Annotated in this window: 23 protein-coding genes; 5 read left to right on the top strand and 18 right to left on the bottom strand. The window is 45.7% G+C overall.

Going from position 1 to position 26,526, the window contains the following annotated elements; all coding sequences use genetic code 11:
• Nucleotides 1-154: 154 nt before the first annotated feature.
• The 4 genes from PIL01S_RS21815 to ilvB all read right to left on the bottom strand — a co-directional run bounded on the left by PIL01S_RS21815 (nt 155) and on the right by ilvB (nt 5,526).
• Nucleotides 155-1,696: a 2-isopropylmalate synthase gene (locus PIL01S_RS21815; protein ID WP_127539348.1), complete on the bottom strand. Its 1,542-nt coding sequence runs from the start codon at nt 1,694-1,696 to the stop codon at nt 155-157.
• Nucleotides 1,697-2,001: 305 nt separating this feature from the next.
• Entirely contained in the window at nt 2,002-2,994 is a 993-nt protein-coding gene (gene ilvC / locus PIL01S_RS21810) for a ketol-acid reductoisomerase (RefSeq protein ID WP_095288327.1), read from the bottom strand.
• 301 nt (nt 2,995-3,295) lie between these two features.
• Nucleotides 3,296-3,778: an acetolactate synthase small subunit gene (ilvN, locus tag PIL01S_RS21805; RefSeq protein WP_095288328.1), complete on the bottom strand. Its 483-nt coding sequence runs from the start codon at nt 3,776-3,778 to the stop codon at nt 3,296-3,298.
• The gene (gene ilvB, locus PIL01S_RS21800) at nt 3,775-5,526 is read right to left on the bottom strand and encodes a biosynthetic-type acetolactate synthase large subunit (RefSeq protein WP_127539347.1); all 1,752 of its coding nucleotides are present in this window, start codon (nt 5,524-5,526) and stop codon (nt 3,775-3,777) included. The genes ilvN and ilvB overlap by 4 nt, the downstream gene beginning before the upstream one ends.
• Before the next feature lie 601 nt (nt 5,527-6,127).
• Between ilvB and PIL01S_RS21795 the strand changes: the two genes are divergently transcribed.
• On the top strand, nt 6,128-6,571 hold the full coding sequence (locus PIL01S_RS21795; RefSeq protein WP_371859982.1) for a GNAT family N-acetyltransferase: 444 nt from the start codon (nt 6,128-6,130) through the stop codon (nt 6,569-6,571).
• 6 nt (nt 6,572-6,577) lie between these two features.
• Here PIL01S_RS21795 and PIL01S_RS21790 read toward each other — a convergent pair whose 3' ends face one another.
• The 9 genes from PIL01S_RS21790 to PIL01S_RS21750 form a co-directional block, all read right to left on the bottom strand.
• Nucleotides 6,578-6,952, bottom strand: coding sequence for a hypothetical protein (locus PIL01S_RS21790; protein WP_127539345.1), 375 nt, complete (start codon nt 6,950-6,952; stop codon nt 6,578-6,580).
• Nucleotides 6,953-7,161: 209 nt separating this feature from the next.
• A complete protein-coding gene (locus tag PIL01S_RS21785) occupies nt 7,162-8,124 on the bottom strand; it encodes an ABC transporter permease (protein ID WP_127539344.1) in 963 nt (320 codons plus the stop codon).
• The gene (locus PIL01S_RS21780; protein WP_110821115.1) at nt 8,125-9,204 is read right to left on the bottom strand and encodes an ABC transporter permease; all 1,080 of its coding nucleotides are present in this window, start codon (nt 9,202-9,204) and stop codon (nt 8,125-8,127) included. It lies immediately after the preceding gene.
• On the bottom strand, nt 9,197-10,735 hold the full coding sequence (locus PIL01S_RS21775) for an ABC transporter ATP-binding protein (protein WP_127539467.1): 1,539 nt from the start codon (nt 10,733-10,735) through the stop codon (nt 9,197-9,199). Before PIL01S_RS21775 ends, PIL01S_RS21780 begins: the two co-directional genes overlap by 8 nt.
• A gap of 343 nt (nt 10,736-11,078) precedes the next feature.
• The gene (locus PIL01S_RS21770; protein ID WP_095288334.1) at nt 11,079-12,119 is read right to left on the bottom strand and encodes a BMP family lipoprotein; all 1,041 of its coding nucleotides are present in this window, start codon (nt 12,117-12,119) and stop codon (nt 11,079-11,081) included.
• Between the two features lie 555 nt (nt 12,120-12,674).
• Nucleotides 12,675-13,034, bottom strand: a complete 360-nt coding sequence (rplT, locus tag PIL01S_RS21765) for a 50S ribosomal protein L20 (RefSeq protein ID WP_095288335.1) — start codon at nt 13,032-13,034, stop codon at nt 12,675-12,677.
• Between the two features lie 90 nt (nt 13,035-13,124).
• Nucleotides 13,125-13,328, bottom strand: a complete 204-nt coding sequence (rpmI, locus tag PIL01S_RS21760) for a 50S ribosomal protein L35 (protein ID WP_017689665.1) — start codon at nt 13,326-13,328, stop codon at nt 13,125-13,127.
• A 24-nt stretch (nt 13,329-13,352) separates the two neighbouring features.
• On the bottom strand, nt 13,353-13,847 hold the full coding sequence (gene infC, locus PIL01S_RS21755) for a translation initiation factor IF-3 (RefSeq protein ID WP_110821116.1): 495 nt from the start codon (nt 13,845-13,847) through the stop codon (nt 13,353-13,355).
• 305 nt (nt 13,848-14,152) lie between these two features.
• Nucleotides 14,153-15,391, bottom strand: coding sequence for a glycosyltransferase family 2 protein (locus PIL01S_RS21750; protein ID WP_095288337.1), 1,239 nt, complete (start codon nt 15,389-15,391; stop codon nt 14,153-14,155).
• Between the two features lie 700 nt (nt 15,392-16,091).
• On the opposite strand from PIL01S_RS21750, the gene PIL01S_RS21745 reads away from it, so the two are divergent.
• Together PIL01S_RS21745 and PIL01S_RS21740 are read left to right on the top strand one after the other, a co-directional pair.
• Nucleotides 16,092-16,619: a phosphatase PAP2 family protein gene (locus PIL01S_RS21745; protein WP_095288338.1), complete on the top strand. Its 528-nt coding sequence runs from the start codon at nt 16,092-16,094 to the stop codon at nt 16,617-16,619.
• A 50-nt stretch (nt 16,620-16,669) separates the two neighbouring features.
• Entirely contained in the window at nt 16,670-17,818 is a 1,149-nt protein-coding gene (locus PIL01S_RS21740; protein ID WP_127539343.1) for an MGDG synthase family glycosyltransferase, read from the top strand.
• Nucleotides 17,819-17,924: 106 nt separating this feature from the next.
• Here PIL01S_RS21740 and PIL01S_RS21735 read toward each other — a convergent pair whose 3' ends face one another.
• The 3 genes from PIL01S_RS21735 to PIL01S_RS21725 form a co-directional block, all read right to left on the bottom strand.
• A complete protein-coding gene (locus tag PIL01S_RS21735; protein ID WP_371859980.1) occupies nt 17,925-19,478 on the bottom strand; it encodes an ABC transporter substrate-binding protein in 1,554 nt (517 codons plus the stop codon).
• A gap of 98 nt (nt 19,479-19,576) precedes the next feature.
• Complete coding sequence (locus PIL01S_RS21730; protein ID WP_095288341.1) at nt 19,577-20,479, bottom strand: carbohydrate ABC transporter permease; 903 nt, start codon at nt 20,477-20,479, stop codon at nt 19,577-19,579.
• A 30-nt stretch (nt 20,480-20,509) separates the two neighbouring features.
• Nucleotides 20,510-21,415 (bottom strand): ABC transporter permease, encoded by a 906-nt coding sequence (locus tag PIL01S_RS21725; protein WP_127539341.1) that lies wholly within the window; start codon nt 21,413-21,415, stop codon nt 20,510-20,512.
• Between the two features lie 401 nt (nt 21,416-21,816).
• Between PIL01S_RS21725 and PIL01S_RS21720 the strand changes: the two genes are divergently transcribed.
• Nucleotides 21,817-24,069 (top strand): AraC family transcriptional regulator, encoded by a 2,253-nt coding sequence (locus PIL01S_RS21720; RefSeq protein WP_127539340.1) that lies wholly within the window; start codon nt 21,817-21,819, stop codon nt 24,067-24,069.
• 95 nt (nt 24,070-24,164) lie between these two features.
• Here PIL01S_RS21720 and trmB read toward each other — a convergent pair whose 3' ends face one another.
• Both trmB and PIL01S_RS21710 read right to left on the bottom strand, forming a co-directional pair.
• Complete coding sequence (gene trmB, locus PIL01S_RS21715; protein WP_127539339.1) at nt 24,165-24,914, bottom strand: tRNA (guanosine(46)-N7)-methyltransferase TrmB; 750 nt, start codon at nt 24,912-24,914, stop codon at nt 24,165-24,167.
• 151 nt (nt 24,915-25,065) lie between these two features.
• Nucleotides 25,066-25,266 carry a hypothetical protein gene (locus PIL01S_RS21710; protein WP_095288345.1) on the bottom strand — a complete coding sequence of 67 codons (201 nt, stop codon included), beginning with the start codon at nt 25,264-25,266 and terminating at the stop codon, nt 25,066-25,068.
• Nucleotides 25,267-25,571: 305 nt separating this feature from the next.
• On the opposite strand from PIL01S_RS21710, the gene mnmL reads away from it, so the two are divergent.
• Entirely contained in the window at nt 25,572-26,525 is a 954-nt protein-coding gene (gene mnmL, locus PIL01S_RS21705; RefSeq protein ID WP_127539338.1) for a tRNA modification radical SAM protein MnmL/YtqA, read from the top strand.
• The last annotated feature ends 1 nt before the right edge of the window (nt 26,526 follow it).

Below are 26,526 nucleotides of genomic sequence, written 5' to 3'. Positions count from 1 at the left end.
GTTGCAATTTTCTAGATCCGTCCTAATTGATAAACATATCATTCAAGCTATAGCAAAAAGTCTGACCTTAGGTCCATTCCTAGGGTCAGACTTTTTTAGCTTGCTCAACAAACTGCAGTGCAGTTCGAGTGCATTGGATGCTTGCTGCGTCTGTTTACAGATTCACGTTGACACGGTTGGTGTATGTTTTACGTTTCTCAATCAGTTGGTTCAGGCCATCCACATAAGCACGTGCACTTGCACCCAAAATATCGGTGCTTACACCGCGTCCCTGAACGGAAACCTGGTTCTGTGTCAATACAACATGCACTTCACCGAGTGCATCTTTACCATGTGTAACCGACTTGATGGAGTAATCAGACAGCGTAACTTCTTCCCCGCTCACCTTGTCAATCGCATTGTAAATGGCATCAACGGAACCATTACCTTCCGCTTGCTGTTCAACGGTGTTACCGTCAAGCGTGGCGATACGGACTTTGGCTGTCGGAGTCGATTCATCCCCATACGTCACGAAGATGGATTCCAGTTTGTACACCTCAGGTGCATCCTGCAATTTCTCTTCGATTACCGCGAGCAAATCTTCATCAGTGACTTCTTTTTTCTTATCCGCCAGATCTTTGAATTGGGCAAAAGCTCGATTCAGTGCTTCTTCATCCAGTTCATAACCCAGCTCAATCAAGCGCTCACGGAACGCGTGGCGTCCAGAGTGTTTACCCAGTACGAGCTTGCTTTCCTTCAGACCAATGGTCTCTGGCGTCATGATCTCGTACGTTGTTTTTTCTTTCAGCATGCCATCCTGATGAATACCGGATTCATGTGCGAAGGCGTTCGCACCAACAATGGCTTTGTTTCCTGGAACAACCATTCCTGTCAAACGGCTAACGAGCCGGCTGGTACGTGCAATTTCCGAAAGCTGCAGAGAAGTTTTTGCCTGGAAGAATTCCTGACGTGTCTCCAGTGCCATGGCAATTTCTTCGATCGCCGTATTTCCTGCACGCTCACCGATTCCGTTAATCGTACCTTCGATCTGATCTGCACCATTCAGAATGGCAGCCAGTGTATTGGCAGTTGCCATACCCAGGTCATTGTGACAATGTGCACTCAGCTGCACTTTTTCAATACCATGAACATTCTCTTTGAGATGCTTGAAAATGTTACCGTACTCATAAGGACTCAGATATCCTACTGTATCCGGAATGTTAACTACCGAAGCACCTTCCTCTACGGCCATGTTCACCATTTCAACGAGAAAATCATATTCGGTACGGCCTGCATCTTCAAGAGAGAACTCAATTTTGGAAAATGACTTCTTCGCATAACGAATGGCAGAACGAGCCGTATCCAGCACTTGCGCTTTGTCCATGCGCAATTTATGTTGGCGGTGAATCGGTGAAGTTGCCAAAAATACGTGAATGCATGGGTCCTGTGCACCTTTCAGCGCTTCTCTAACCGCATCAATATCCTGCTCTCTGGAGCGGGACAAGCCGATAACCGTAATATTTTTAACCGCTTTCGCTACTGCATTTACCGCTGCCAGATCGCCTGGAGATGCTGCCGGAAAACCGGCTTCCATCCGGTCAATCCCAAGCCGCTCGAGCTGATGGGCAATTTCCACCTTTTCACGAGTGTTCAAATTGACTCCCGGGGATTGTTCTCCATCACGCAGCGTTGTGTCGAATACATAGATTTTACGCACGCCTCGCACCTCCTAGACTGTAATGTATGTTTGCCTCTAAACCAGCAATAGCGGCACACGCATAAGCACGGCCGCTATTTCCGGTTAAAGCTGTAAAATTGCTTATCTTATAAGTGCATGTTCAAAAAGTCAACGATTCAGCACCGAGAAGGTTACGAGAACCTGAAGGAGGAGGAGCGGAGTGTAGGCAAACCTACATGAGCACCGGACTCCGAAGGTGAACGCAAGATTCGATGTCGAGTTCGCTTCGTGGGCTACTTCGTGATCAATTGAGGACTTTTTGAACAACCTCTAAGTGCAAATGCTTACTTCTTGATCCAGTGCATCATTTCACGCAATTGTCCGCCAACCACTTCGATTGGGTGTTCAGCTTCGTTGCGACGAGTTGCTGTCAGGAACGCACGACCGGATTGGTTTTCCAGGATGAAGTCACGTGCGAATTTACCTTGTTGGATATCAGAAAGGACTTCTTTCATCGCTTTCTTCGTATCTTCAGTTACAACGCGAGGTCCAGTCACATAGTCACCGTACTCTGCTGTGTTACTGATGGAATCACGCATGCTTGCAAGTCCGCCTTCATACATCAGGTCAACGATCAGTTTCAATTCGTGCAGACACTCGAAGTACGCCATTTCAGGAGCATAACCAGCTTCTGTCAACGTTTCGAAACCAGCTTTTACCAGGGCACTTACACCGCCACACAGAACAGCTTGCTCACCGAACAGATCTGTTTCTGTTTCTTCGCGGAAGGATGTTTCGATAACGCCTGCACGTGTGCAGCCGATACCTTTTGCATATGCAAGACCGATGTCTTTTGCTTTACCTGTTGCATCTTGCTCGATCGCGATCAGGCCCGGTACACCGAATCCTTCCACGTAGGTACGACGTACCATGTGGCCAGGGGACTTAGGAGCTACCAGCAGAACATCGCTGTCTTTTGGAGCAACGATTTGACCGAAATGAACGTTGAAACCGTGGGAGAAGAGCAATGCTGCCCCTTTTTTCAGGTTAGGTTCGATTTCGTTTTTGTATACAGAAGCTTGCGTTTCGTCAGGGAGCAAGATTTGAACCACATCTGCACGGCTAGTTGCTTCAGCCGGAGACAATACTTCAAATCCATCATTTTTTGCAGTGTCAAACGATTTACCTTCACGAAGTCCGATGACTACATTCAAACCGCTATCACGCAAGTTTTGTGCTTGGGCGTGGCCCTGGCTACCGTAACCAATTACGGCAATCGTTTTTCCTTTCAATACGCTAAGCTCTGCATCCTGTTCATAATAAGTAGTTACTGGCATGTTTATAAGTCCTCCTTTGTATTGTAAAGAACCCTTCATTAATGAGCGGGTGTCTCAAGGGACCGGCATGCTGGCTGTTCCAGCACATCAGGTCTGATCCGATCCGTTCAGACACCCGCCCTTTAATGCGGGTGTGTAGCTCTCTTTTCAAGCGTTACATCACTAAAATGTTGAATTGCAGCAGATGCAGGATCACGATGTCATTCAAGGATCACCTGCAGTCTGTTGTACTGCTTCTTCTCGTATCCTTCGTTGCTTATCCGATATGCATATTAGACCATAGATTTAGATCTATTGGCAATTATACGTTTCCACGTACCAGTGCAGTTACACCAGTCCGCGAGAGTTCGCGAATGCCATACGGCTTAAGCAGCTCGATCATGGCGTCGATTTTGTCCGTATCTCCAACAACCTGAACCATCAGACTACTTGGACCAATATCCACAACCGATGCACGGAACGTTTCAACCACTCCCATGATTTCAGGGCGTTCGGAAGGTTCTGCTTTTACTTTAATCAAAGCGAGTTCACGGGCAACCATCGGCTTGAGGCTGAAATCCACCACTTTGATTACGTCAATGATTTTATAGAGCTGTTTCTCAATCTGCTCCAGCGTTTTGTCGTCACCAATAGTGACAATGACCATACGGGACAAGCCTGCTTCTTCCGACTGACCTACCGTAATGCTCTCAATGTTGAACCCACGTCGACCGAACAACCCCGATACCCGCTGCAGGACGCCAGGCTGATCGTTGACCAAAATCGAAATCGTATGTCTAATCATTCCTCAGCATCCCCCATCAGCATTTGATCAATTGTTGCTCCTTGCGGAACCATTGGATATACATTTTCTTCTTTGCGAACAACAAATTCTACAACGACCGGTCCAGGTGTATCCAGTGCTTCCTGCCATGCCCGTTCAGCTTCTTCCTTGTTCGTGGCACGCAGTCCTTTTACACCATATGCCTCAGCCAGTTTTACAAAATCCGGGCTTCCTGCCAGATCGATGTGACTGTAACGGTTCTCGTAGATGATCTCCTGCCACTGGCGAACCATTCCAAGCACCTGGTTGTTAATGATGACAATCTTGACCGGGATATTGTTGATTGCGCAGATTGCCAGTTCTTGTGAACACATCTGCATTCCGCCATCGCCATTAATGGAGATGACCAGTCTGTCCGGATTCGCCATCTGTGCACCAATTGCCGAAGGGAATCCAAAGCCCATTGTTCCGAGTCCGCCGGAGGTTACCCATGAGCGAGGTTGATTGAACTTGTAGTACTGCGCCGCCCACATCTGATGCTGACCAACGTCAGTAGTCACGATCGCCTCACCTTTAGTTGTATCATTCAACAACTCAACTACCCATTGTGGTTTCAACTCGTCTTCGGAATCCGTGTAGCTGTATGGTTTCTCTTGCTTCCACTGCTTGATCTGGTCTCTCCAGGCATCCGCACGCTCGGCACGCTGCACTTCCTTGTTGGCTATTTCGAGTACCGTCTTCACATCCCCAACGATCGGGATATCCGTCGCAATGTTTTTGCCAATTTCAGCCGGATCAATATCGATGTGCACGATTTTGGCATGTGGTGCAAAACCGTCCAGTTTACCTGTAACCCGATCATCAAAGCGAGCTCCGATGTTGATCAACAGATCCGATTGTTGAATCGCCTGGTTAGACGTGTATGTTCCGTGCATACCCGGCATTCCGGTCCAAAGTTCATGTCCGCTTGGGAAAGCACCAAGTCCAAGAAGTGTCGTTGTGATTGGAATGCCTGTTTTCTCAACAAATTCGAACAGTGCTTCGTGTCCACCGGAGTAAACGACTCCGCCACCTGCAAGGATCATCGGACGCTCTGCTTCCTGAATGGCTTGAGCCAGTCGATCAACCTGAAGTTTGTTTGGCACTGTCCGAGGGTTGTAGCCTCTCAGCGTCACTGGTTCAGTAATCGGTTCAAACAAGGTTTTGTTGGCAGAAACATCCTTCGGAATGTCGATTAACACCGGACCTTTACGTCCTGTATTAGCAATATGGAATGCTTCATGAATGACACGCGGCAAATCTTTAACGTCTTTTACCAGATAGCTGTGTTTGGTAATTGGCATTGTAATACCGGTGATATCCGCTTCCTGGAAAGCATCCGAACCAATCAGGCTGGAAATAACGTTCCCCGTAATGACAACGAGCGGTACGGAATCCATATATGCCGTTGCAATTCCGGTTACAAGATTCGTTGCTCCCGGACCGGAGGTTGCGATACAAACACCAACTTTGCCGCTCGCACGTGCATATCCGTCTGCTGCGTGAATCGCACCTTGTTCATGCCGAGTCAGTACATGCTTGAAGTCCTCGAAACCGTACATCGCGTCGTAAATGTACAACACCGCTCCGCCCGGATAACCGAATACGCACTCGACACCTTCCAGCAACAAGCTTCTTAGCAGAATCTCAGAACCGCTAATGACCTCCGGCTTCATCCATTTTTCACGTAATTCATCTGTTGATCGTACTTCTGGAATTTGAGCTCCCATCAGTCATCCTCCTCTCGGAATTTACATCATTCTGACATTTGAAGTTACAAAAAAAACCTTTCATCCCTGCAAACAAGTTAATGCTTGCGAGGGACGAAAGGTTGTTGCTTCCGTGGTACCACCCAACTTTGTCCGAAATTTCGCAATAACGGACCTTACCAGGTACAAAAAACGATAGGTCAAACGGACATAGCCGTCTTCCATACCTGTTGTCTGTAACGCAGACATACGATTTTCCCTAATACGCGAGTGGAGTGACATCCAATGCTTTTCAGGAAAACAGCTCCGAGGTGAGCTCGTATATAAGGGATTATGGTGGTGGTTTCAGCAGATCCAGCCACTCTCTGAGCAAAAGAGCCCTTAAAACTTCGTCCTCTTCATAGCCGATTAAATATTCTCGTTAAATGTTAGGAACATTATATGATTCCTCCAACCGATAAGTCAATACCTGATTTGGATAAAATTTTTAAACGCCCTTTATCTCGCTACTACGCTACTTAACGTTACCCTATTCCCTCCACTTCATTCAGTCACCTTTTATCTTGCTCCAGGCATAGGATATACGAGCAGCACGACTAGTCTTGAAAGGAGGATCAGCATGGTGATTCGGCAACGCAATTCGAGGCTGGATGATGGCGCCATCATGAGTTTAATTGACTCGCAACTTGTTCCTCTATCCCATATGAGTACCAATGAAATCAACAAAATACGCAAAGACATACCCCTGCGTATGAACAGGGGCATGACCTTTGTTGTCTCACCGGACCCGAACAAAGAAGCTGTAGCATTTATACATTTTCTTATGCACGGCGAGTTGTTATATGTCGATATGATGGCAGTTGCTACAAAGGAACAGCGTAAAAGGTACGGTCAGACTTTGCTTCAAAAAGCCGAAAACTTCGCCGCATCACGAGGCTGTAAAAGATCCAAAGTAATGGTCGACGAAGGCAATACAAAAGGGCTGCAGTTCTATCAAAAAAATGGATATAGTACCGTTCGTTATATTATGATAAGCCGCTGTTACGAAATGGAAAAGAGTATTTAGGTTCTCCTAGAAAAATCCTGGTGGACGTGGCCCATACGGTCCGAACCCGGGTCCCGGACCATAGCCTGGACCATATCCGGGGCCGGGTTTTGGTCCAGGTCCGTAGCCTGGTCCATATCCAGGACCTCCATATCCAGGACCCCCATAGCCCGGTCCCGGGCCGTAAGCGTAAGGCAATGTGGCGATTGCAAGCAAATCAAACAAAACCAGTGGAAGAATGGCTTTTGTGCGCACTTTTTTGCCATTCACACGCTTTAGCACTAATTTATTGCCGGATACTTTCAACAGCTTCCCCGTAACCCGAGTGCCGTCTTTTTTCACCGCAACGATATTCTTGCCCACGAATTTCAACGCTTCACGACGCGTAACATGTTGTTTCATACTTTCCCCTCCTCCTCGGATCATTCAAAACAGTGTATTCGTCCATCACTTGCTTCGCCTGTTTCTTTGTCCCTACTTGAAAATATGGGTCTCTACCCTGACACAGTGAAAACGTATGAATTGCTATTTGCATAACAAAAAAGAGCCCGCACAAAAGCGGGCCCTTTCTCTGATAAAACTTATTATATCGTTTAATGAATTGCTTACGTCTACCTTTTCCCCGGATCATACGGTTCACCGAGTGCAGACGGAGCTGACGAACGTCCGACTGCCGCGATAAGAACAATAATCGTGAGCAGGTATGGCAGCATATAAATAATTTCCTGGGGAATACTTTGAGACCATTCGAACAGCTGCACATAGTTTCGAATTGCTTGTGAGAACCCGAAAAATACAGCAGCACCAAATGCTCCGATTGGATTCCATTTACCAAAAATCATCGCTGCGATCGCAATGTATCCTTGACCAGAAACCGTATTATGCGAGAAGGTGCCTGTTGTAGTCAGTGTAATCGCGGCACCACCAACAGCCGCAAGGGCACCACTGATCATTACGCCAACATAACGATAGCGACGTACTTTAACACCTACAGTATCAGCCGCACTCGGGTGTTCACCCACAGAGCGCAGGCGGAGTCCAAATGGTGTTTTGAACAGAACGTAATACGTCAGGAATACTAGAATAATCGCCAGGTATGTTGTCGGATAAACGTTCTTGAACAACGCTTCTCCAATCAAAGGAATATCCTTCAAAAGTGGAACATCAAATTTATTGAAGCCCTGCACCAAAGGTGAGTCCCCGGATCCTTCAAACAACAACTTAACCAAGTATAGCGTACTTCCTGCTGCCAGGAAGTTAATGACGATACCACTGATAATCTGGTCAGCTTTAAACGTAATTGACGCAACAGCGTGAATCAGGGATACGAGTACACCCAATGCAACGGCAACCAATACACCCATCCAGGCAGACGTTGTTCCACCCATTCCTGCTTCTTGGGCATAGTGCGCCCCAATCCCGGCTGCAAACGCGCCAAAGACCATAAAACCTTCAAGTCCCAGGTTGGTTACACCGGATTTTTCAGAGAATATCCCTCCAAGGGAAGCAAAAATCAATGCCGTAGCAAAGACAAGCGTCGTATTGATAATTTGCCCAATTGTCAACAAGTCCATCTACAACACCTTCTCTTTCTTGCGCTTGGAATAGAACGGTTTAAGTACCCAGCGCACGATGCCTTGTGCCGCAATGAAGAAGATAATCGAACCGATTACAATCCGAATAATCTCTGGCGGTACATCTGCAGCAAAGCTCATACCCGCAGATCCATAGGTAAGCGTACCGAACAACAACGCTCCCAGAAGCACACCAAACGGATGGTTCAAACCAATCAAGGCAACGGCAATCCCGTCAAAACCTGTCCCTGGAGATCCCGACATGACTGTTTGATACTGGAATACGCCCAGTACCTGGAAAGCTCCACCAAGACCCGCAAGCATACCACTGATGAACATGGCTTTTACGATGTTGCGATTAACATGCATCCCTGCATATTCAGCCGCATTCGGGTTATAACCTACAGCACGAATTTCATACCCTTGTTTTGTTTTCCACATATAGATATAAAAGAGCACAGCCATAACCAGGGCAATCAATGTACCCAGGTGGACACGGGAGTTGCCCATGAGTTCGGATAACCAGGTCAAACTGATCGAAGCAGACTCACTGATATCTACCGAACGGTTTTCCCCTTGAAGCAGCAAAAACTGTCGTACAATCAAATTGGCCAGATAGAGACCGATCCAGTTCAGCATGATACTGCTGATAACTTCATTTACGCCTCGAGCGGCCTTCAGATAACCGGCAATCGCTGCCCACAGACCACCGAATACCGCGCCGGCAATCAGTGCTAGTGGAGCATGAATGTAGATCGGAAGACCCGCAAATTTAACCCCGACAAATGTAGCTGCAGTCATACCAACGAGAAATTGTCCTTCCCCGCCGATATTAAACAGTCCTGCACGGGACGCAAATGCAAACGCGAGACCCGTCATAATGAGCGGAGTCATCTCACGTACTGCTTCTCCGAAGTTGTACATGTCACCAAAGACTTTCTTAAATAAAGCGCCATATGCCTCAATTGGGTTGTATCCCCCAATAAGCATAACGATACCGCCAAGAATCAATCCCATAAGGATCGCAACGATAGGCAGAATAAAGGAATCACGGGTAAACCATTTCAATACTTTACTCATGTACAGTACCTCTCTTTTGGGTGCTACCCGCCATCATCAAGCCGAGCTCCCTGTCATTCGTTTCTTCCGGCAACACTTCACCGACGATCTGGCCTTCATAAATGACAGCAATGCGGTCCGAAACGTTAATAATTTCATCGAGCTCGAAGGAAATGAGCAATACCGCTTTTCCTTGATCACGCTGAGCAATCAACTGTTTCTGGACAAACTCAATAGCACCTACGTCCAAACCACGCGTTGGCTGAGCCGCAATAAGCAGTTCTGGATTTTTATCGACTTCCCGTGCAATGATCGCCTTTTGCTGGTTCCCCCCTGAAAGGGAACGTGCTTTGGTTTCAATGCTAGGAGTCCGGACGTCAAATGCCTCAACCAGACGCTTCGCCTGCTTTTTGATTGCATCGAAATTCAGGAAGCCTCTGCGCGTATACGGAGATTTATAGTAAGATTCCAGAACGATATTTTCACTGACAGAGAAATCCAAAACCAATCCGTGCTTATGTCGGTCTTCCGGAATATGACCTACTCCCGATTCCGAAATATGACGCGGTGAATGGTTGGACAATTCTTTTCCTTGCAAACGGATCGAACCGCTATCCACCTTGCGCAATCCAGTCAAGGCTTCAATAAGTTCACTCTGTCCGTTACCATCAACACCTGCGATGCCCAGAATTTCGCCTGCACGAACGTTCAGATTCAGTTCATTCAGAACAGAAATTCCCTCTTTGTTTTTGGCAGTTAATTTGCTGACTTCAAGGACGTTTGCACCAGGCGTTGCCGGCTTTTTATCCACTTTAAACGTGACATTACGACCAACCATCTTTTCGGCAAGCTCATTAGGATTGGTTTCCGATGTCTTTACAGAATCGATGACTTTCCCTCGGCGAATAATCGTGACCGTATCCGAGATCTCCATGATTTCTTTCAGCTTATGCGTAATCAAAATGATGGATTTGCCCTCGGCGACGAGCTTTTTCATGATGACCATCAGTTCCTTGATTTCCTGAGGAGTCAGAACTGCCGTTGGTTCATCAAAGATCAGGATATCAGCGCCGCGGTACAATGTTTTAACGATTTCAACGCGCTGCTGCATACCGACTGAAATGTCATGAATTTTGGCATGCGGATTCACTTTGAGTCCATATTGCTCGGATAAACGCTGCACTTCAGCAGCCGCTTTTTTATAGTTAATATTGAGACCTTTTGTTGGTTCAGATCCCAAAATAATGTTCTCTGTTACCGTGAACGGCTGAACAAGCTTAAAGTGCTGATGCACCATGCCAATCCCAAGCTCGATGGCTTTGTTCGGGCTATCGATCATGACAGGCTTGCCATTCACTTCAATGGAACCTTCATCTGGCTGATAGAGACCAAATACAATATTCATCAACGTTGACTTACCAGCGCCGTTTTCGCCCAGTAGAGCATGGATCTCGCCTTTACGAAGCTGAAGGCTGATAGCGTCGTTGGCAACAATGCCTGGAAAACGCTTCGTGATTTGTTTTAACTCAACGACGGGGGTTGCTGCACCCATGTAATCACCCTTATAACTGATATAGTTTGGTTCCGCAAACGTAAGAAAAACGTCTATCGACGTATGTTCAAGGGAAAAAACCGCTTTTGTTGCGGTCACTTTCCTTCTCTTGAGATTATCGAATCCATCCAGCACAGCTGAAATGTATACATTCCATAATCTTAAGAAAAGCTCCTTCCGGAGCGTTATTGCTAAAACATTGATTCTGCATTTGGAAGGATTCCAGCAGCATCTTGTTAACTAGGTACAAATGTTATGATGCCTTGAGCAAATTTTCCTGTCTTGACAATCATAAGGCCGGTCAAGACCGGCCTTATGATTATTCAATTAAAGGGCGAAGCAATTACTCTGTAGGTACTTTGATTTCGCCGCTGATGATTTTTTCTTTGTATTCGTCAACTTTAGCAAGGATGTCAGCAGAAACATTTTTTGTAGAAGTATCAGCAATACCTACACCGTTCTCTTTCAGAGTCAGGTTTTCAGAACCGCCAGCAAATGTGCCGTCGATAACTTCTTGGTTTACTTTCTTAACTGCTTCGTCAACTTTTTTGATCATGGAAGTCAGTGTAACATCATCACCGAACTCCAGAGATTGGTCTTTATCCACACCGATTACCCAAACATCTTGTCCTTGTTTTTTGCGGGCAATTGCTTCGTTGAACACACCGTTACCTGTAGCACCGGATGAGTGGAAAATGATGTCTGCGCCTTGGTTGTAGATTGTAGCTGCAGCTGCTTTACCAAGGTCTGGTTTGTCAAATGCGCCTGTATAGTTGGAGATCAATTCAGCATCAGGGTTAACTGCTTTAACGCCTTCTCTGAAACCAACTTCAAATTTCTTGATCAGTGGGCTGTCCATACCGCCAACAAAACCGATTTTGTTCGTTTTTGTAGTCAGACCGGCAACAACGCCAACCAGGAAGGAACCTTGCTCTTCAGCAAATGTAACGGATTTAACGTTAGGAGAATCTACAACACTGTCGATGATCGCCAGTTTGGATTCAGGGTTTTGGTCAGCAACCGTTTTGATTGCGTCAGCCAATTGGAATCCGATACCCCAAGTCAGGTCATATCCACCTTTAACGAATTCGTTCAGGTTAGGAATGTACTCTTCATCGGATTTACTTTGCAGGTATTTAACTGCTGTACCTGTTTCAGTTTCAGTTGCTTGCAGTGCTTCCCAAGCGGATTGGTTAAAGGATTTGTCGTTAACGCCACCTACGTCAGTAACCATACCGATCTGCAAATCGGATTTCGCTTCAGTGGATTCGCCACCTGTTGTTCCACCAGCATTTGTTTCTTCCTTCGGTTTGCTTCCGCAACCTGCGAGCATTACCGATACTGCCAGCAACATGACCAAAGACAAGCTGAGCATCTTTTTCATTTCTCTTGTTCCCCCTTAATGATATATACCTAATTCCTACCCAGGTCGATATTGAACGATGAACAGATGTCTGATATGACTTTTATGCGGAATGTATGGTTTCTTCGACATAAAGAGCACATTCACACCTTATCTTTACCGGATCATCTGCCGAAAAACCGAACATTATGACTAGGAGAGAAAAGTTTAGGACTAGCCTACTAGAGGTGATTATACATTTAACCAGTGTTAAAATCCAGATGTTTCATGACTAAAAATCACATATTTTTAGACTTTTATTGTTGAAAACGCTTAAAATTTTAGCAGTTTAACACGCTAACGTTATAACGATGTGATGTTATATAACAAAAATATACCATCATTATCACCATTAGCCAGTAACTCCTAGTTTTCATTTGCATTATATGAACGTTCGGTTTTTATGTATCTGCCAGAGGCCTGATAGCTGTAAACCGCATCCAATCTAAGTTTGTCCTTCCGGACCCCGGTGTATTCGTCCACACTTTCTGGCGTAAAAAAAGCCGCCATAAGGTACGGCGGCTTGCATGTTACAATTTAAGCGTTGATTTTGCCTTTAGCTACAGTAGCCAAAGAGTTGAACGCATTGATGTCGTTAACGGCCAGATCAGCCAACATTTTGCGGTTCATGTCCACTCCAGCAAGTTTCAATCCATGGATCAGTTTGTTGTAAGACAAACCGTTTTGACGTGCTGCTGCATTAATACGAACGATCCACAGTCTGCGGAAGTTACGTTTCGTGTTGCGACGGTCACGGTATGCGTAAACCAGGGATTTCATTACTTGCTCGTTAGCTGTTTTAAAAATGCGGTGTTTGGAACCGAAATAACCTCTAGCCAGTTTCAAAACCTTTTTATGACGACGACGTACTACAAAACCGCCTTTTACTCTTGCCATATTAAAGAACCTCCCAAATAAATATAAGTGTATCCGTGGTATGTGTACGGCCGAAGCCGATCCCCCATACGGAATTTACTAATTTTAAATTTAGCCTTTCAAGTTAGCCAAACCTTGTTTCAAACGTCTTACGTCCCCTGCTGCCATTACTGGGTTGCCGTTCAGAACGCGCTTAGCACGTTTGGATTTGTGGGAAAGCAAGTGGTTTTTGTGTGCTTTGTAACGAAGGACTTTACCGGAACCGGTAATTTTGAAGCGTCCTTTCAAACTGCTGTGTGTTTTCATTTTAGGCATTTTGTGTTTCCTCCTTCAATGTTATCAGGCTTTAGGAGCCAGAATCATGATCATACTGCGGCCTTCCAGTTTCGGTTGACGTTCGATGGTGCAGAGTTCTGCAACCTCCACCTTAACGCGCTCCAGAATCCGTTGACCAATGGCGGCATGCGCAATTTCACGTCCGCGATAACGAACAGAACATTTAACCTTGTCGCCTTCTTTCAAAAACTTAACTACATTACGAAGCTTCGTTTGATAATCGTGCTCCTCAATATTGGAACGGAACCATACTTCTTTAATGTCAACAATTTTCTGGTTCTTACGGGCTTCTTTGTCTTTCTTTTGCTGCTCATAGCGGAACTTGCCATAGTCCATGATGCGGCATACCGGCGGTTTAGCCTGTGGTGCCACATTGACCAGATCCAAGTTCAGATCAATCGCCATTTGCAGTGCTTCCCGAATGGGCTTGATCCCAATTTGTTCTCCTTCAGCTCCGACAAGGCGTACTTCCTTCGCCCGAATCTCATCATTAATCATGTGATCTTTACTAATAACCGTCCACCTCCAGGTCATTTTGAATACTGTTAAACAAAAATAAAAGGGATGCCGGTCAAGCTACCGACATCCCTGTAATCAACACAATTCTTCATGAGTATACACTTCATAAATTATTGGGATCGTTGACCAGCCAACGTCAAAGTTGGTCAGGTGAGAAGTCGGACTTCTGCTTGTGATTCCATCGCTATTCATTTAACGCACTTGAATACTATAACATCCCCATCAACTATAGTCAATATGTTTTAGAAAATTTTCTATAATCTTTGGTGTAAAGCTGTTTATCATTACCCTTGCTTGCTCTGCACCTCATCCAAACGTACAACACGTGTATGCTGGGTATGGCTCCATTGTTTGTTGTTCTGCGTGAAGAACGCGTAGAACGTAATCGGATACCACGATAGCAGATAGATCGGGAATACAATAAGATACAGATACACTTTTGCAAAAGTGACCTTCTCCAGTGCCATCGACAAGAGGAATGTCAAAATGTTCAAACCAATGGCTACAAAGCCTACCCATAATGGGAAGTATCCGTAGATGTTGGCAATATGCGGTCCGCTGAATACGGCAGTATCCACCCACATCACAGCGGTCATCAGGAATGTCAGTAATACAACGTATACGTTGGCACCATATACGGCAAGGTCAAACTTGACCAAACTTCTTTCCTTAATACTTTGCCACAACAGCGGGAAGAAATATCTCCGTGCTACCGTAAAGTGACCTTGCATCCAGCGTAGACGTTGTCTTGCTGATGCTTTGAATGTCAAAGGCTTCTCATCAAATACTTTTGCATCATAGTTAAACACGGGATACACATTACGCTGCACACTGCGCATCGTAAACTCCAAGTCCTCGACCAGACTCGTCGCTCCCCAGCCGATTTCCTTCAGCAAATTCGTTTCAAAGCACATTCCTGTACCGCCAAGGAAGTTGGCCATGTTCAGGTTATGACGGGACAACTGCCACAACCGGTTAATGTACCAGTACGATACCCCGTAAGCTGCAGTAATCCAGGAATCTTCCGGATTTTTCGTATCGATATAACCTTGAATAACACGCGAACCGTTACACAAGTCGTTATTCATCTCAAGCAAGAAATTGCGATCAACCAGGTTGTCAGCATCAAACATCACAACGGCGTCATACTGACGCGGCAATTTCCACAGATATTTGAGCATCCACTCAATGGCGTAACCTTTACCTCTGAGATCGGCATTTGTACGCACACATGCATTCAAGCCATGATCTCTGACGATTTGAGCTGTACCATCCGTACAGTTATCACAGATAACGAACACATCGTACAGATCTTCCGGATAATCGAGTTGTTTCAGGTTCTCCATCAACGCTCCGATGACCTGCTCTTCATTGTGTGCTGCAACGAGTACAGCGAAAGACTTTGTGGCAGGATAGTGTTTCTTTTTCTTTTTCTTATACAGACCGAACAGCGAAAACGTGAATTGGTACACGGCTAGCAGTGCCAGTATGACCTGCATCGTGACGAATATAGCGTCCAACATCGTTCTCTGTTACCCCCTTTTTTTCAAACCCTGTTTACTTTAGCGTTTCTCTACCTGATTCTGCATCTTTGTTTTTTTGTAATGTGCAGAATATGACCCTGGTCTTTTGTTTACTACGCAAGTATTTCAAGCATGGTTGCTTCCAATTTGGCTGCTTTATCGATTTTGGATGCTTTTCAGCTATTTGTCAAAACCGCAATTTCACTTCCTAAAGCAGAAATGTGAACATTAAACGCTGAATTGGCAGTTCGTGATACTGCGCCCTCGCATTCATGCCTGTTATATCTTATTTTCAGCCGTTTGCTTGATTTTTATTTCTAAAGTCCCTGCTTTTTTCATTACCCAGTACTGTCCAACCAGAGGCTATACAAAAAATAACGCAAACGAGCACCAAAAAGTTCAATATAAAACTCACATTTTTTTAACCTCATTTCAGCCATGTTGAATCATTGTATCTTTTTTAGCTCGTCCGAGTCAAAAAGTTAAGTTGGATGATTAACCACTCTTTAACATGAATTTTACGTTGTTCACATGTCTTCTTCTTGAAAAGGACAACATTTAAAAATATGATAAACATATACCTGAAATAACCTGAACTTCACGAAAAACGGTTATATAGTAATCAGGACAACACCGGACACAGGAAACATACCGGAAATACTGCCGCCAATTCGGGCGGCCTGACTGGCAGGAGGCCAATATGAGCCGTTTATTCGTTAAGTTTCAAGCGTACGATCGCAATGTATTTATGTGGATTAATGGTCGACTTCATAATCGATTTATGAATTTTTGGCTGTACTATCTCACCCATCTGGGCGGAGCAACATTTTCTATTGCCGTATCCTTATTGATATGGCTGCTCGCTCCAGCCCCTTGGAATACGACAGGCCTACAGGCATGTATCGCTCTGGCTGTGAGCCATATTCCCGTAGCCATCGCCAAAAGGTTGTATCCACGCATCCGGCCATATCTGGCCATGCCGGAGACGATCACATTCCGCAATCCCCTGACGGACCACTCATTTCCTTCAGGGCATACCACCGCTGTCTTCTCGGTCACCGTTCCGTTTATGACTATGGAACCTATTTTGCTGGTGACGCTGCTGCCGGTTGCACTGATTGTCGGATTCTCTCGAATTTACTTGGGTTTGCACTATCCTTCGGATGTGCTTGCAGGTGCCACAATCGGTACTTTAGTCGCACTTGCGACAGTTGCATTATGGTCCTAAAGCAGATATGTTAGACTAAGGAAAACCTAGCAGGAACAGGTGAAGCAAGCGTGGAGAAAAAACGAGTATTACTACTTTCCGAAGGCTTTGGAGCCGGTCATACACAAGCCGCTTATGCACTGTCCAGCAGTTTGAGAAAGCTCTCTCCGGAAGTACAGACCAAAGTGCTCGAACTGGGTAGTTTCCTTAACCCCAGGGTCGCACCACTTATTATTACGGCATACAAAAAAACGGTAACCAACCAGCCCAAACTTGTCGGATACGTATACAGGCATCAATATAAAAAGTCTTTAAACCGATTGACTACACTCGCATTGCACAAGCTGTTTTACACACATACACGTAGTGTCGTACGGCAGCTTCGTCCAAATGCCATTGTATGTACGCACCCCATTCCAAGTGCTGTCATATCAAGATTAAAGCGCCTCGGTGTACAAGTGCCACTCTGCACAGTCATTACCGATTACGATGCGCATGGCACGTGGATCAGTCCCGAAGTGGACTTGTATCTGGTATCTACTGAAGAGGTCAAGTCCAAATTGATGCTGCGCGGAGTTGCCGTGGACAAAATACGAGTTACCGGCATTCCGGTACACCCCAACTTTTGGGAGCATCCTGGCCGGGATGAGATTCGTGCCAAGTTTAATCTGAAAGATATGCCCACCGTTCTTGTCATGGGCGGCGGCTGGGGAATGCTCAGCGATGAAGTAGTCAATAAGCTTCTGACTCGCTGGCATAACGACATTCAGATCATCTTCTGTCTCGGACGCAATGACAAAATCCGAATCAGCATGGAACAGAACCCAGAGTACCGGAAAGAAAATATTCACATTATCGGATACACAAAAGAAGTGGATAAACTAATGGAAGTTTCCGATCTGCTAATAACCAAGCCTGGTGGAATGACATGCACGGAAGGACTCGCCAAAGGTATTCCGATGTTGTTCCATAATCCCATTCCGGGTCAGGAGGAAGAGAACGTTCAATATTTTACCGCTAGAGGACTGGGCGAACCGATCACTTCGCTTGATGTCGTGGTTAAATGGATGAATAAATTGTTACATAAATATCCCGACATCGTCCGTAAACGCAAACGTCATTTGGCACAGATTGCCAAATATCGTCCGATGGAAAGTGCACAAAGCATCATTGATCTTCTTGACCTGCGGCCGTTCCAGACTGATCAGGCCAGATTATGATCAAAAGTTCGATAAACAAGCCGCATACACTTATGCAGAGAAAAAAGGTACCTTCAATCTGAAGGTACCTTTTTTCATGTCTACTATAAAATGAAATATATACAAACTACTGAATGCCTGCCGATTTCAAATATTCCTGCCATTGTTTGGTGTACTCCGCTTGTATTTTCTCCAGCCCTGCCTGCTTAGCCTTTTCCATAAAAGTATTCAAGCCTGCTTCAACGTCTGCAACCAAACCAACGTTCAGTGGGTACAGATACTGTTTCTCCACTTGCTCAAGCGCAGCCTTCTCCGCCTGAAACGGCGTCCAATCCTCCGCAAATCCGGTAAAGATATCCGGCTTCTTAATTTTGTCCAGCTCCTCGAACATGGCGAGTACGTCGTCGAACGTTTTATCATAGAGCATGAAGTCCGGATTCCGCCAAGCCCAGCCATTCATGCCCTCACGCGGGAATCCATTGGTCTGAGCATCGCCCACCATTTTGTAGTAGCCATCCTGCACTTCAAAGTTCTTGCCTTCTACACCGTATTCCGTAAGCCAGTTGTAACGTTTGTCTGTTACCAGCTTCTCATAAAAAGCGAGTGCCTTTTCCGGATTTTTGCTGCTTCGCGGTATGGCGAATCCATTGTGAATCGGATGAACCGGCTGTGCAAAACCTTTGGCATTCGGATAAGCGAAGTATCCCAGCTTCCAATCGGGATGCGTAGATTGGACTTTGATCACATCCGCATTAAACTTGTTCGGGTTCTCGCCTGATAGCACAACAGCCGCCTTGCCATTTTGCAGCAGTGAATTCGATGTGTCCTTTACGTTCAGCACGTTTTTCGGGAAAAATCCTTTATCCATCCAGCGTTTGTACGTTTTCAGGTCCTCCAGGTGCTGGGCTGAGCCCCAATAGGACGTGATGGTTGACGGCAAATCATACATAATATCAAGTCCGTAAGGGAGCTGACCAGCCGTATTCACCAGTTTGGAGGTTAACTGGCGAATCCCGTGGGTATGATTGGAATTGTTATCCGCGATCGGGATCATGTTCGGTTCATTCGCTTTGATCCCTTCAAGATAAGCTTCGAGTGTCTCCAGGGATTCCGGTTTTGGCAAATTATACTTTTCACGCAGGTCCTCTCGGTAAGCAATCCCTTCTGTCACATACTCGATCCAGGTCGAGGGAACTGTATAAATTTTTTCATTGATTTTAACAGCATTCCACATGTCCTCGGGCACGTGGGACTGCAGTGTTGGTGCCGCCTTCGGCAGCAGCTCGTCGAGTGGCAGGAACGCTCCTTTTTTGGCATAGGATTGATAGAATGTCCAGTCCGCTGTGAAAATCAGATCAATTGGCTGACCGGAGGACAGCAGCAGCTTGTATTTTTGATCCCAGTCCGTCCAGGAAGTATAGTTGAATTTCACGTTGACGTTCAGATCGGCTTCAGCGAGTTTATTGATCTCGGATTCAATGACAGGCAGATCTTTGGGCGCGTCCCCCAGCATGTAAAATTGCAGGGTTACCTTCTCGCCTTTGTCTGTCGAAGACGCCCCTTCCTCACTTCCTTGCGCCGATCCCCCAGATCCGTTATTACATGCGGCTAATACCCCGGCAAACAACATTAGGGCCAGCACCAGAGACAGGTGCCGAATTATTTTGTTGCGCATACGCATCCTCCCTTTTGTAGGAAACCTTATATGTTAGCGTAAACTGCCAGGACGCGAGCAGAAGTAAACGAATAACTGGCTTGCGCCCCGAGCATTTTTACGTTCTAACCTTTTACCGCACCAATCGTAAGACCTTTGACAAAATAGCGCTGTACAAACGGATAGAGGAACAAAATCGGACCCGTCACCACAATCGCCATGGCCATCTTGGTTGATTCCGTAGGCACATCCTGGCTGAGCGTAATTCCTGTGCCAATGGCCATCTGATCAATAAAAGTAATCGTATTCATTGTGTTATACAGGTAAAACTGCAGCTGATACATATCCGGGTTGTTAATGAACAGAGACGAAGTAAACCAGTCATTCCAGTATCCCAGAGCCAAAAACAAACCTACGGTTGCGATCCCGGGCATCGCCAGTTTCAATACAATGCTGAAGTAAATGCGGAAGTCATTCGCGCCATCCATTTTGGCGGATTCAACCAGCTCATCCGGAACAGCAGAACGGATAAAGTTTTTCATCAAAATGATAAGAAATGGCGTCATCAATCCAGGGAAAATCAGTACGGTATACGTATCCGTCAGATTGAAATAATTAGCCAGCATAATGTACCAAGGCACCAACCCACCGCCAAAGAGCGTGGTGAAGTAAATGAAGAAAGAGAAGGTATTACGGTATTTAAAATCTTTGCGCTGTAGTACGAAGCCTGCCATCGTAATGAGGAACAGTCCGAGCGCGGTCCCCACAACGGTTGTAAAGACAGTCACTCCGTATGCTTTCAGCACTTGAGTAGGGAATTTGAACACCATTTGATAACCTTCCAGGGAAAAGTCTGTTGGAAAGAGATGATAGCCATCTCTTACAATCGACTCATTGCTGCTGAACGAGCCGGATAGGATTAGAAGAAAAGGCAGCAGACACATGATGGACAAAATCAGAATGACGCCATAGGCGATGATCTGAAACAGCAAGGTAAATTCCGAATCTCTGGCACGGGTAGTATGCATGATGGTTCTCCCTTCTGCCCGTTGGGCGGTTTAGAACAAGGCGTAATCCTCATTCACTTTTCGGATGATGTAGTTCACGGTCATGATCAAAATGAACCCGAATAGAGACTGGTACAAGCCTGCTGCGGTAGCCATCCCGATATCAAAGGTCACTTTCAGGGAGCGATACACGTACGTATCAATAATGTCTGTGGCGTTATACAGCACACCGTTATTGCCAATAAGCTGATAAAAGAGATCAAATTGTCCCTTCATAATGCTCCCCAGAGAAAACAGAAGCAGAATGACAAAGGTCGGTTTCAGCATGGGAACAGTGATATACCAGATACGCTGAAAAATATTCGCTCCATCAATACGGGCAGCTTCATAATATTCGTCACTGATCCCGGTAATCGCCGCCAGATAGATCACCATACTGTAGCCAAGATTCTTCCATAGATAAAAGATAATGATCAGGAACACCCATATCCAGGGCGTGTTATAAATATCAATTGGGCCGGCTTCAAAGCGTTTGAGTACTGTGTTCACAAAACCGGATTCATAGTTGAACATGTTGTAAGCGATTACACTTAGTAGTACGAATGAGATGAAATACGGTAAGAACATCACGGATTGCGTAATTTTCTTAAAGAGCTTGCCACGGACTTCACTTAACATAATGGCACAGAAAATGGCGAGTCCATTTCCCAGTATAATGAAAGCCAGGTTATAACCCACTGTGTTGGTCGTAAGCTTCAGCAGCATGCCGGACTGCCAGAGAAACTTGAAGTTTTCCAGCCCTACGAATGGACTGCCGAATAATCTGCCTTCAAAGTCGTACCGGGTAAACGCATAGTAGATACCCACCATCGGAAAATACGAGTTAATAAGAAAAAAGATCAGTGTAGGCAGCAGCATCAGAAACATGATTTTGTTTTTGTTCAATTCTTTGAGCATGGCTCGATCCCTCCCGAATTTCTTGCAGCGCGGTTGCGCCGTGGAGCTCTGTTTTTAGTGTAGATGCCCTTCCCGCTCCCGGATACTGAAGCTTCCCGCCGGAAAATGAACGATATTGCCAAACCGGATATGAACAATGTGAACCAACACTGAAAAGAACTCCAGTGCGTTCACAAATGTTGATATCGTGCATAACCTGAGCATCGTGAACAATTCAGCGAAAGTTGAACGATATATACTGAAACAACCTTTTAAACCTTGTACAATATTGATGTAAACGCATACATAATATATAATTTAAAGGGCTATCCTCATCCAAAGCGACCTGCTGTGAAACAGAGCGTAACGCTGTGAAATGAAGTTTTTTCACCAAAATGCAGATGTTCAGGGGGAACTGATTGATGCGCAAACGTTCGGAGGACAGTCAAAACGTATTTTCTCGGATACTGATTGGCATCATTGTCAGTACCGTTGCTACCCTGCTCGTAGCTTCTGCCATTCTCTACGTCAACTACAATCGCATCGCTCTCCGTCAGGTCTATCGCACCGATATGAACAGTCTCACACAGACCAGCCGGGAAGTGTCCAAAATGACCGAAACGGCCAAATCATTGTCTTATCAGATTTATCAGGACTACAGCATCTCTGCACTTCTCCTGTACTCTAAACCAAGCATTTATGAAGTCACTCCAGCCATGGAGCAGCTCGATAACTACCGAATGTCCCTTCCCTTTATCGAATCCATCTATGTATACAACTCCAAAAGCAACGAATTCTTTATTAGTTCAGAAACACGTAATGGTCAGCAAACCCTTGCCGAATTAGACGATCAGGGCATTAAGGATATCCTCCAGCGATTTCATGAATACAAACCCTTTGTTCCGATTCCACGTACTTACCAGGTTGGTTCTACGGAAGAAGTTGAAGTGAATAGTTACACCTATCTCTGCTATGACACCATCAATGACAATGCCGAATTAAACTACGCAGTCGTAGTCAATATCAAGGACGATTGGTTAAGTCCCAACATCAATGCAGCGGATCAGCCGGGCAAAACATTTATTATTAACGAAAACGGACAGCTGCTGTCCGATTTTGGAGATCGCACGTTAATGCAGGATCTCTCCAAGGAAGCCTTTATGCACCCCATTCTGCAAAATACGGAGCAATCTGCCTACTTTACCGCTGACGTTGACGGGGAAAAATCACTTATCACCTATACCACACCTGATAATTTGGGATGGCGTTATGTACGAATTACACCTGATCATCTGATCACTGCTGATATTCGCAGCATGCGCACGCACACCGTCCTGTTTTGTCTGGGCTTGCTTATTGCTGGACTGCTGCTCTCATACCTGGTTTCTCGGAAATTATATCACCCCATCGATAAAGTCATTGTTCGCATGCGAGTTATGGAAGCCGAGCGTCGGGGAAGTCTGCACATCTTGCGTCAGGATTTTTTGCGTGGTGCTCTACAGGGGCGAGAGACGGTCTCCGGGGGGATTTTGGAAGAGCGCATGAAGTTTTATAGTTCGTCTGTCCAGGTTCATCGTCCGTCCAGGCTGGTATTGCTGCGTATTGACCGTTTTGCCGATTTTTGCGAAACCTACCGGGACGATATCAAGCTGGTAAAATATGCGATGATGAACATTTGCATGGAATCGGCGGAATTTCGCTATCACACGGAAACCGTCGATATGGGCGGGGACATGATCAGCCTTCTTTTCAATCACAAAAATTCGGATCAGCAGAACGTACAGGATGCAGAGGAAGATATGGAGGAACTACTGCGTATGCTGCAGGATGCGGTAATGCTGCATCTGAAATGCTCTGTTTCGTTCACCGTCGGGCCTGAGGAAGACTCTTTCGAGGATGCGATCTCCGGCTATCCCCATTCAGCGGAGGCCTCCCTGCACCGATTATTCAGCGGTCCGGGCTGCCTGCTGTACACAACCGACATCATGGCGTATCAGGCCAAGGAATATGCATTTCCGGCAAGTAAAGAGCGGCAGCTCATTGATTGCCTCATGACAGGCAAAACGGGCGAAGCCAAACAGATCTATACGGATATCGTGGATGAAACGTCAGCATACCCTTTTACCGTATTCCAATTGGCTCTGTCCCATCTGACGATGACACTGAACCATGTACGCAATACGCTTAAAAAAAATAACCAGCTTACACTGAATACGATCTCGGACACTGCAATGCTTCCTCTACATGAAGCGGAGGAACTCCGTGAAGTTCATGCCCACTTCTATCGTCTATTTGATGAATTAGGATTGAAAGTGGAAGAGAAACGAACGCTGAGGCATGAAGAGCTCCTACGCCGAATTAACAGCATTATCGAACGGGATTATGCGGACACCAATCTTTGCCTCACCTCCATTGCTGAGGAACTCACCATGTCGCCCATCTATATCAGCAGGCTGTATAAACAACTCACGTTAAAAGGACTAACGGATGTGATTAACGAGACACGAATCATCAAAGCCCAGCATCTGCTGATTGAGACTGAGAATTCCGTTGCAGATATTGCAGAGAAAACGGGATTCACCAACAGCTCCTACTTTTATCGCATGTTCAAAAAGTTCAATGGGGTGACCCCAAATGATTATCGTCGCAAGGAACTGCGCTCCGAGCAAATGTAACGATATCGATATCTTCTAATGATCATGAAGAAGAAAACTCAAAAAAAGCGGCACACGAGGTGATGAGTCTCTCCTCCATGTGCCGCTTATTCATTTTACTCTTGGTCTTCTCCGGAATCATCCGAAGCTTCACGTACTTTATACTTGTCCAGACGCATCGCGTTATACTCACGCAGCGCCTCTTCACCCACAATGACTTCCACACGGTGAATGTTCATGCCTTTGCCCATGAATTTCTGCTCGTATTCCGTCATGACATGCTCTTCATTCAATCCATCACGGTGAAGGTTCAGGGACAGATTAGTCATCTGCAGACCGTAGTCGGCAATCGCGTTGAGCGAGAACTCGAACAAGGTCTCCGAATCGGTTTTAAAATGAATTTGGCCCTTGGCGTTAAGTAGCTCCGTGTATTTCTTCAAAAACCGTGGATGAGTCAAACGACGGCGTGCATGCTTGGCTTTTGGCCATGGGTCACTGAAGTTCAGATAGATCCGTTCCAGTTCAGCCACTTCGAACACTTCCTCAATCTGTTCAATGTTCGCCAGGACAAGCTTCACATTGGGCGGAGTTTCTACATCAGCCTCACTCCACGCATTACGGGCCTTCTCACTGGCCCGGCGCACCAATTCATCATACATATCGATACCGATAAAATTGTATTGGGGATATTTATAACTCATTTGGCTGATAAATTGACCTTTACCCATACCAAATTCAACAAAGATCGGATGGTCGTTGCCAAACAGTTCAGACCATTTCCCCTTGTACTGTTTGGGTTCCAGAACAACAAGATCCACCTGCTCCTCCAGATTTTCCCGAATCCCTTTTCTGCCACGTAAACGCATTTTATTCCTCCGTTTGTCCATACTTGTCTCAGACTCATTTTGCCGAAGAACCGGCCAATTGTAAAGAGCAATGAAAAAGGAATCTTCGGATCTGCCACTTGGGGCAAATCTCAAAGATTCCCTCTTCGATTTATTTGGAATTGGGGTCCAACTACTTTAATAGTTCATAGTCTACCTTATCTTGGTGTGAAAAATCAAATGTCTTTTCGAAAGCCGTGCGAACTTTTTGTCTTGCAGCCGCTTCCACTTTCGGATTTCCATTAAATCGAACACCTGTCAAAGCCAGTGCTTCTTCTGCCGTCAGTTCTACTGAAACATGATGAAGGTTATTGTTTTTAACTTGGGAATTCATTCATATCACCTCACGGTTTAGTATGGTCCATGACGTCAATTTTGATTCAAATGCTATGATGAATAGTACCCATTGGATGCTGTCTGACGTTAAGTTAAATATAACACAAGGTGTAAACTATAGCAAGCGAAAAACCTTGATAATACAGTCTATTTTTGAGTTCGAATTCCCCTTTTTTTGCGTTTTTTGATACAATGGTTAAAGTCCATGGAGACACGGATTATCACAATCCGTTCTATCACGTGAATAGATAAACATCTGTCTCTCCCGAGAGGGAATACGGCAGCCAAAGGAGCACCCTGAAGATGAATGCACCTGCAATACAACCTCCTCTTTCCTGGGGAGATAAACGATTCCACACCTGGAATTACGAAATGCGAAACGAGTTCAACAATAAAGTGTTCAAAGTTATGCTTGACGCAGGATTCACCTGCCCAAACCGTGACGGTTCAATTGCCAAAGGCGGATGTACCTTCTGCAGTGCCCGGGGATCAGGAGATTTTGCCGGCAGCCGACGGGATGATCTAGTTACCCAATTTAATACGATTCGGGACAAACAGCACCTCAAATGGCCTACGGCCCAGTACATCGGCTATTTCCAGGCATATACGAACACGTATGCTCCTGTTGAGCAGCTCCGTGAGTATTTTGAAGTGATTTTACAACAGCCCGGTGTAGTTGGTCTGTCCATTGCCACTCGCCCCGATTGTTTGCCTGATGATGTTGTGGATTACCTGGCCGAACTGAATGAACGTACCTACCTGTGGGTTGAAATGGGACTTCAAACCATCCACGAGTCGACCTCAACGCTCATCAACCGCGCGCATGATACGAAATGTTATGAAGAGGCCGTAGAGAAGCTGCGGAAACGGAATATACGTGTGTGCACACATATCATCTATGGCTTGCCTCAGGAAACGCATGAAATGATGCTGGATACCGGACGCGCAGTAGCCAATATGGATGTGCAAGGCATTAAGATCCATCTGCTGCACCTCATGCGCAAGACGCCAATGGTCAAACAGTATGAAGCCGGGCTTCTTCGATTCCTGGAACAGGACGAGTACATCAAACTGATTGTCGATACACTCGAGATGCTTCCACCGGAAATGATTGTGCACCGCCTCACCGGTGATGCTCCGCGTGATCTGTTGATTGGACCGATGTGGTCCATGAAAAAGTGGGAAGTGCTGAATTCCATTGACCGCGAATTACGTTTACGTGATTCATGGCAGGGTAAATATTGGAGGGGAGCATAAG

The organism is Paenibacillus illinoisensis NBRC 15959, from assembly GCF_004000925.1.
Taxonomy (GTDB): Bacteria; Bacillota; Bacilli; order Paenibacillales; family Paenibacillaceae; genus Paenibacillus; species Paenibacillus illinoisensis.
This window is presented reverse-complemented; position numbering and strand designations above follow the sequence as displayed.

Coding starts and splice junctions, on each gene's coding strand:
- ilvC (WP_095288327.1), bottom strand. CDS start 2,994: ATGCCAGTAACTACTTATTATGAACAGGATGCAGAGCTTAGCGTATTG.
- ilvN (WP_095288328.1), bottom strand. CDS start 3,778: ATGATTAGACATACGATTTCGATTTTGGTCAACGATCAGCCTGGCGTC.
- ilvB (WP_127539347.1), bottom strand. CDS start 5,526: ATGGGAGCTCAAATTCCAGAAGTACGATCAACAGATGAATTACGTGAA.
- PIL01S_RS21790 (WP_127539345.1), bottom strand. CDS start 6,952: ATGAAACAACATGTTACGCGTCGTGAAGCGTTGAAATTCGTGGGCAAG.
- PIL01S_RS21785 (WP_127539344.1), bottom strand. CDS start 8,124: ATGGACTTGTTGACAATTGGGCAAATTATCAATACGACGCTTGTCTTT.
- PIL01S_RS21780 (WP_110821115.1), bottom strand. CDS start 9,204: ATGAGTAAAGTATTGAAATGGTTTACCCGTGATTCCTTTATTCTGCCT.
- PIL01S_RS21775 (WP_127539467.1), bottom strand. CDS start 10,735: ATGGGTGCAGCAACCCCCGTCGTTGAGTTAAAACAAATCACGAAGCGT.
- PIL01S_RS21770 (WP_095288334.1), bottom strand. CDS start 12,119: ATGAAAAAGATGCTCAGCTTGTCTTTGGTCATGTTGCTGGCAGTATCG.
- rplT (WP_095288335.1), bottom strand. CDS start 13,034: ATGGCAAGAGTAAAAGGCGGTTTTGTAGTACGTCGTCGTCATAAAAAG.
- rpmI (WP_017689665.1), bottom strand. CDS start 13,328: ATGCCTAAAATGAAAACACACAGCAGTTTGAAAGGACGCTTCAAAATT.
- infC (WP_110821116.1), bottom strand. CDS start 13,847: ATGATTAATGATGAGATTCGGGCGAAGGAAGTACGCCTTGTCGGAGCT.
- PIL01S_RS21750 (WP_095288337.1), bottom strand. CDS start 15,391: ATGTTGGACGCTATATTCGTCACGATGCAGGTCATACTGGCACTGCTA.
- PIL01S_RS21745 (WP_095288338.1), top strand. CDS start 16,092: ATGAGCCGTTTATTCGTTAAGTTTCAAGCGTACGATCGCAATGTATTT.
- PIL01S_RS21735 (WP_371859980.1), bottom strand. CDS start 19,478: ATGCGTATGCGCAACAAAATAATTCGGCACCTGTCTCTGGTGCTGGCC.
- PIL01S_RS21730 (WP_095288341.1), bottom strand. CDS start 20,479: ATGCATACTACCCGTGCCAGAGATTCGGAATTTACCTTGCTGTTTCAG.
- PIL01S_RS21725 (WP_127539341.1), bottom strand. CDS start 21,415: ATGCTCAAAGAATTGAACAAAAACAAAATCATGTTTCTGATGCTGCTG.
- PIL01S_RS21720 (WP_127539340.1), top strand. CDS start 21,817: ATGCGCAAACGTTCGGAGGACAGTCAAAACGTATTTTCTCGGATACTG.
- trmB (WP_127539339.1), bottom strand. CDS start 24,914: ATGCGTTTACGTGGCAGAAAAGGGATTCGGGAAAATCTGGAGGAGCAG.
- PIL01S_RS21710 (WP_095288345.1), bottom strand. CDS start 25,266: ATGAATTCCCAAGTTAAAAACAATAACCTTCATCATGTTTCAGTAGAA.
- mnmL (WP_127539338.1), top strand. CDS start 25,572: ATGAATGCACCTGCAATACAACCTCCTCTTTCCTGGGGAGATAAACGA.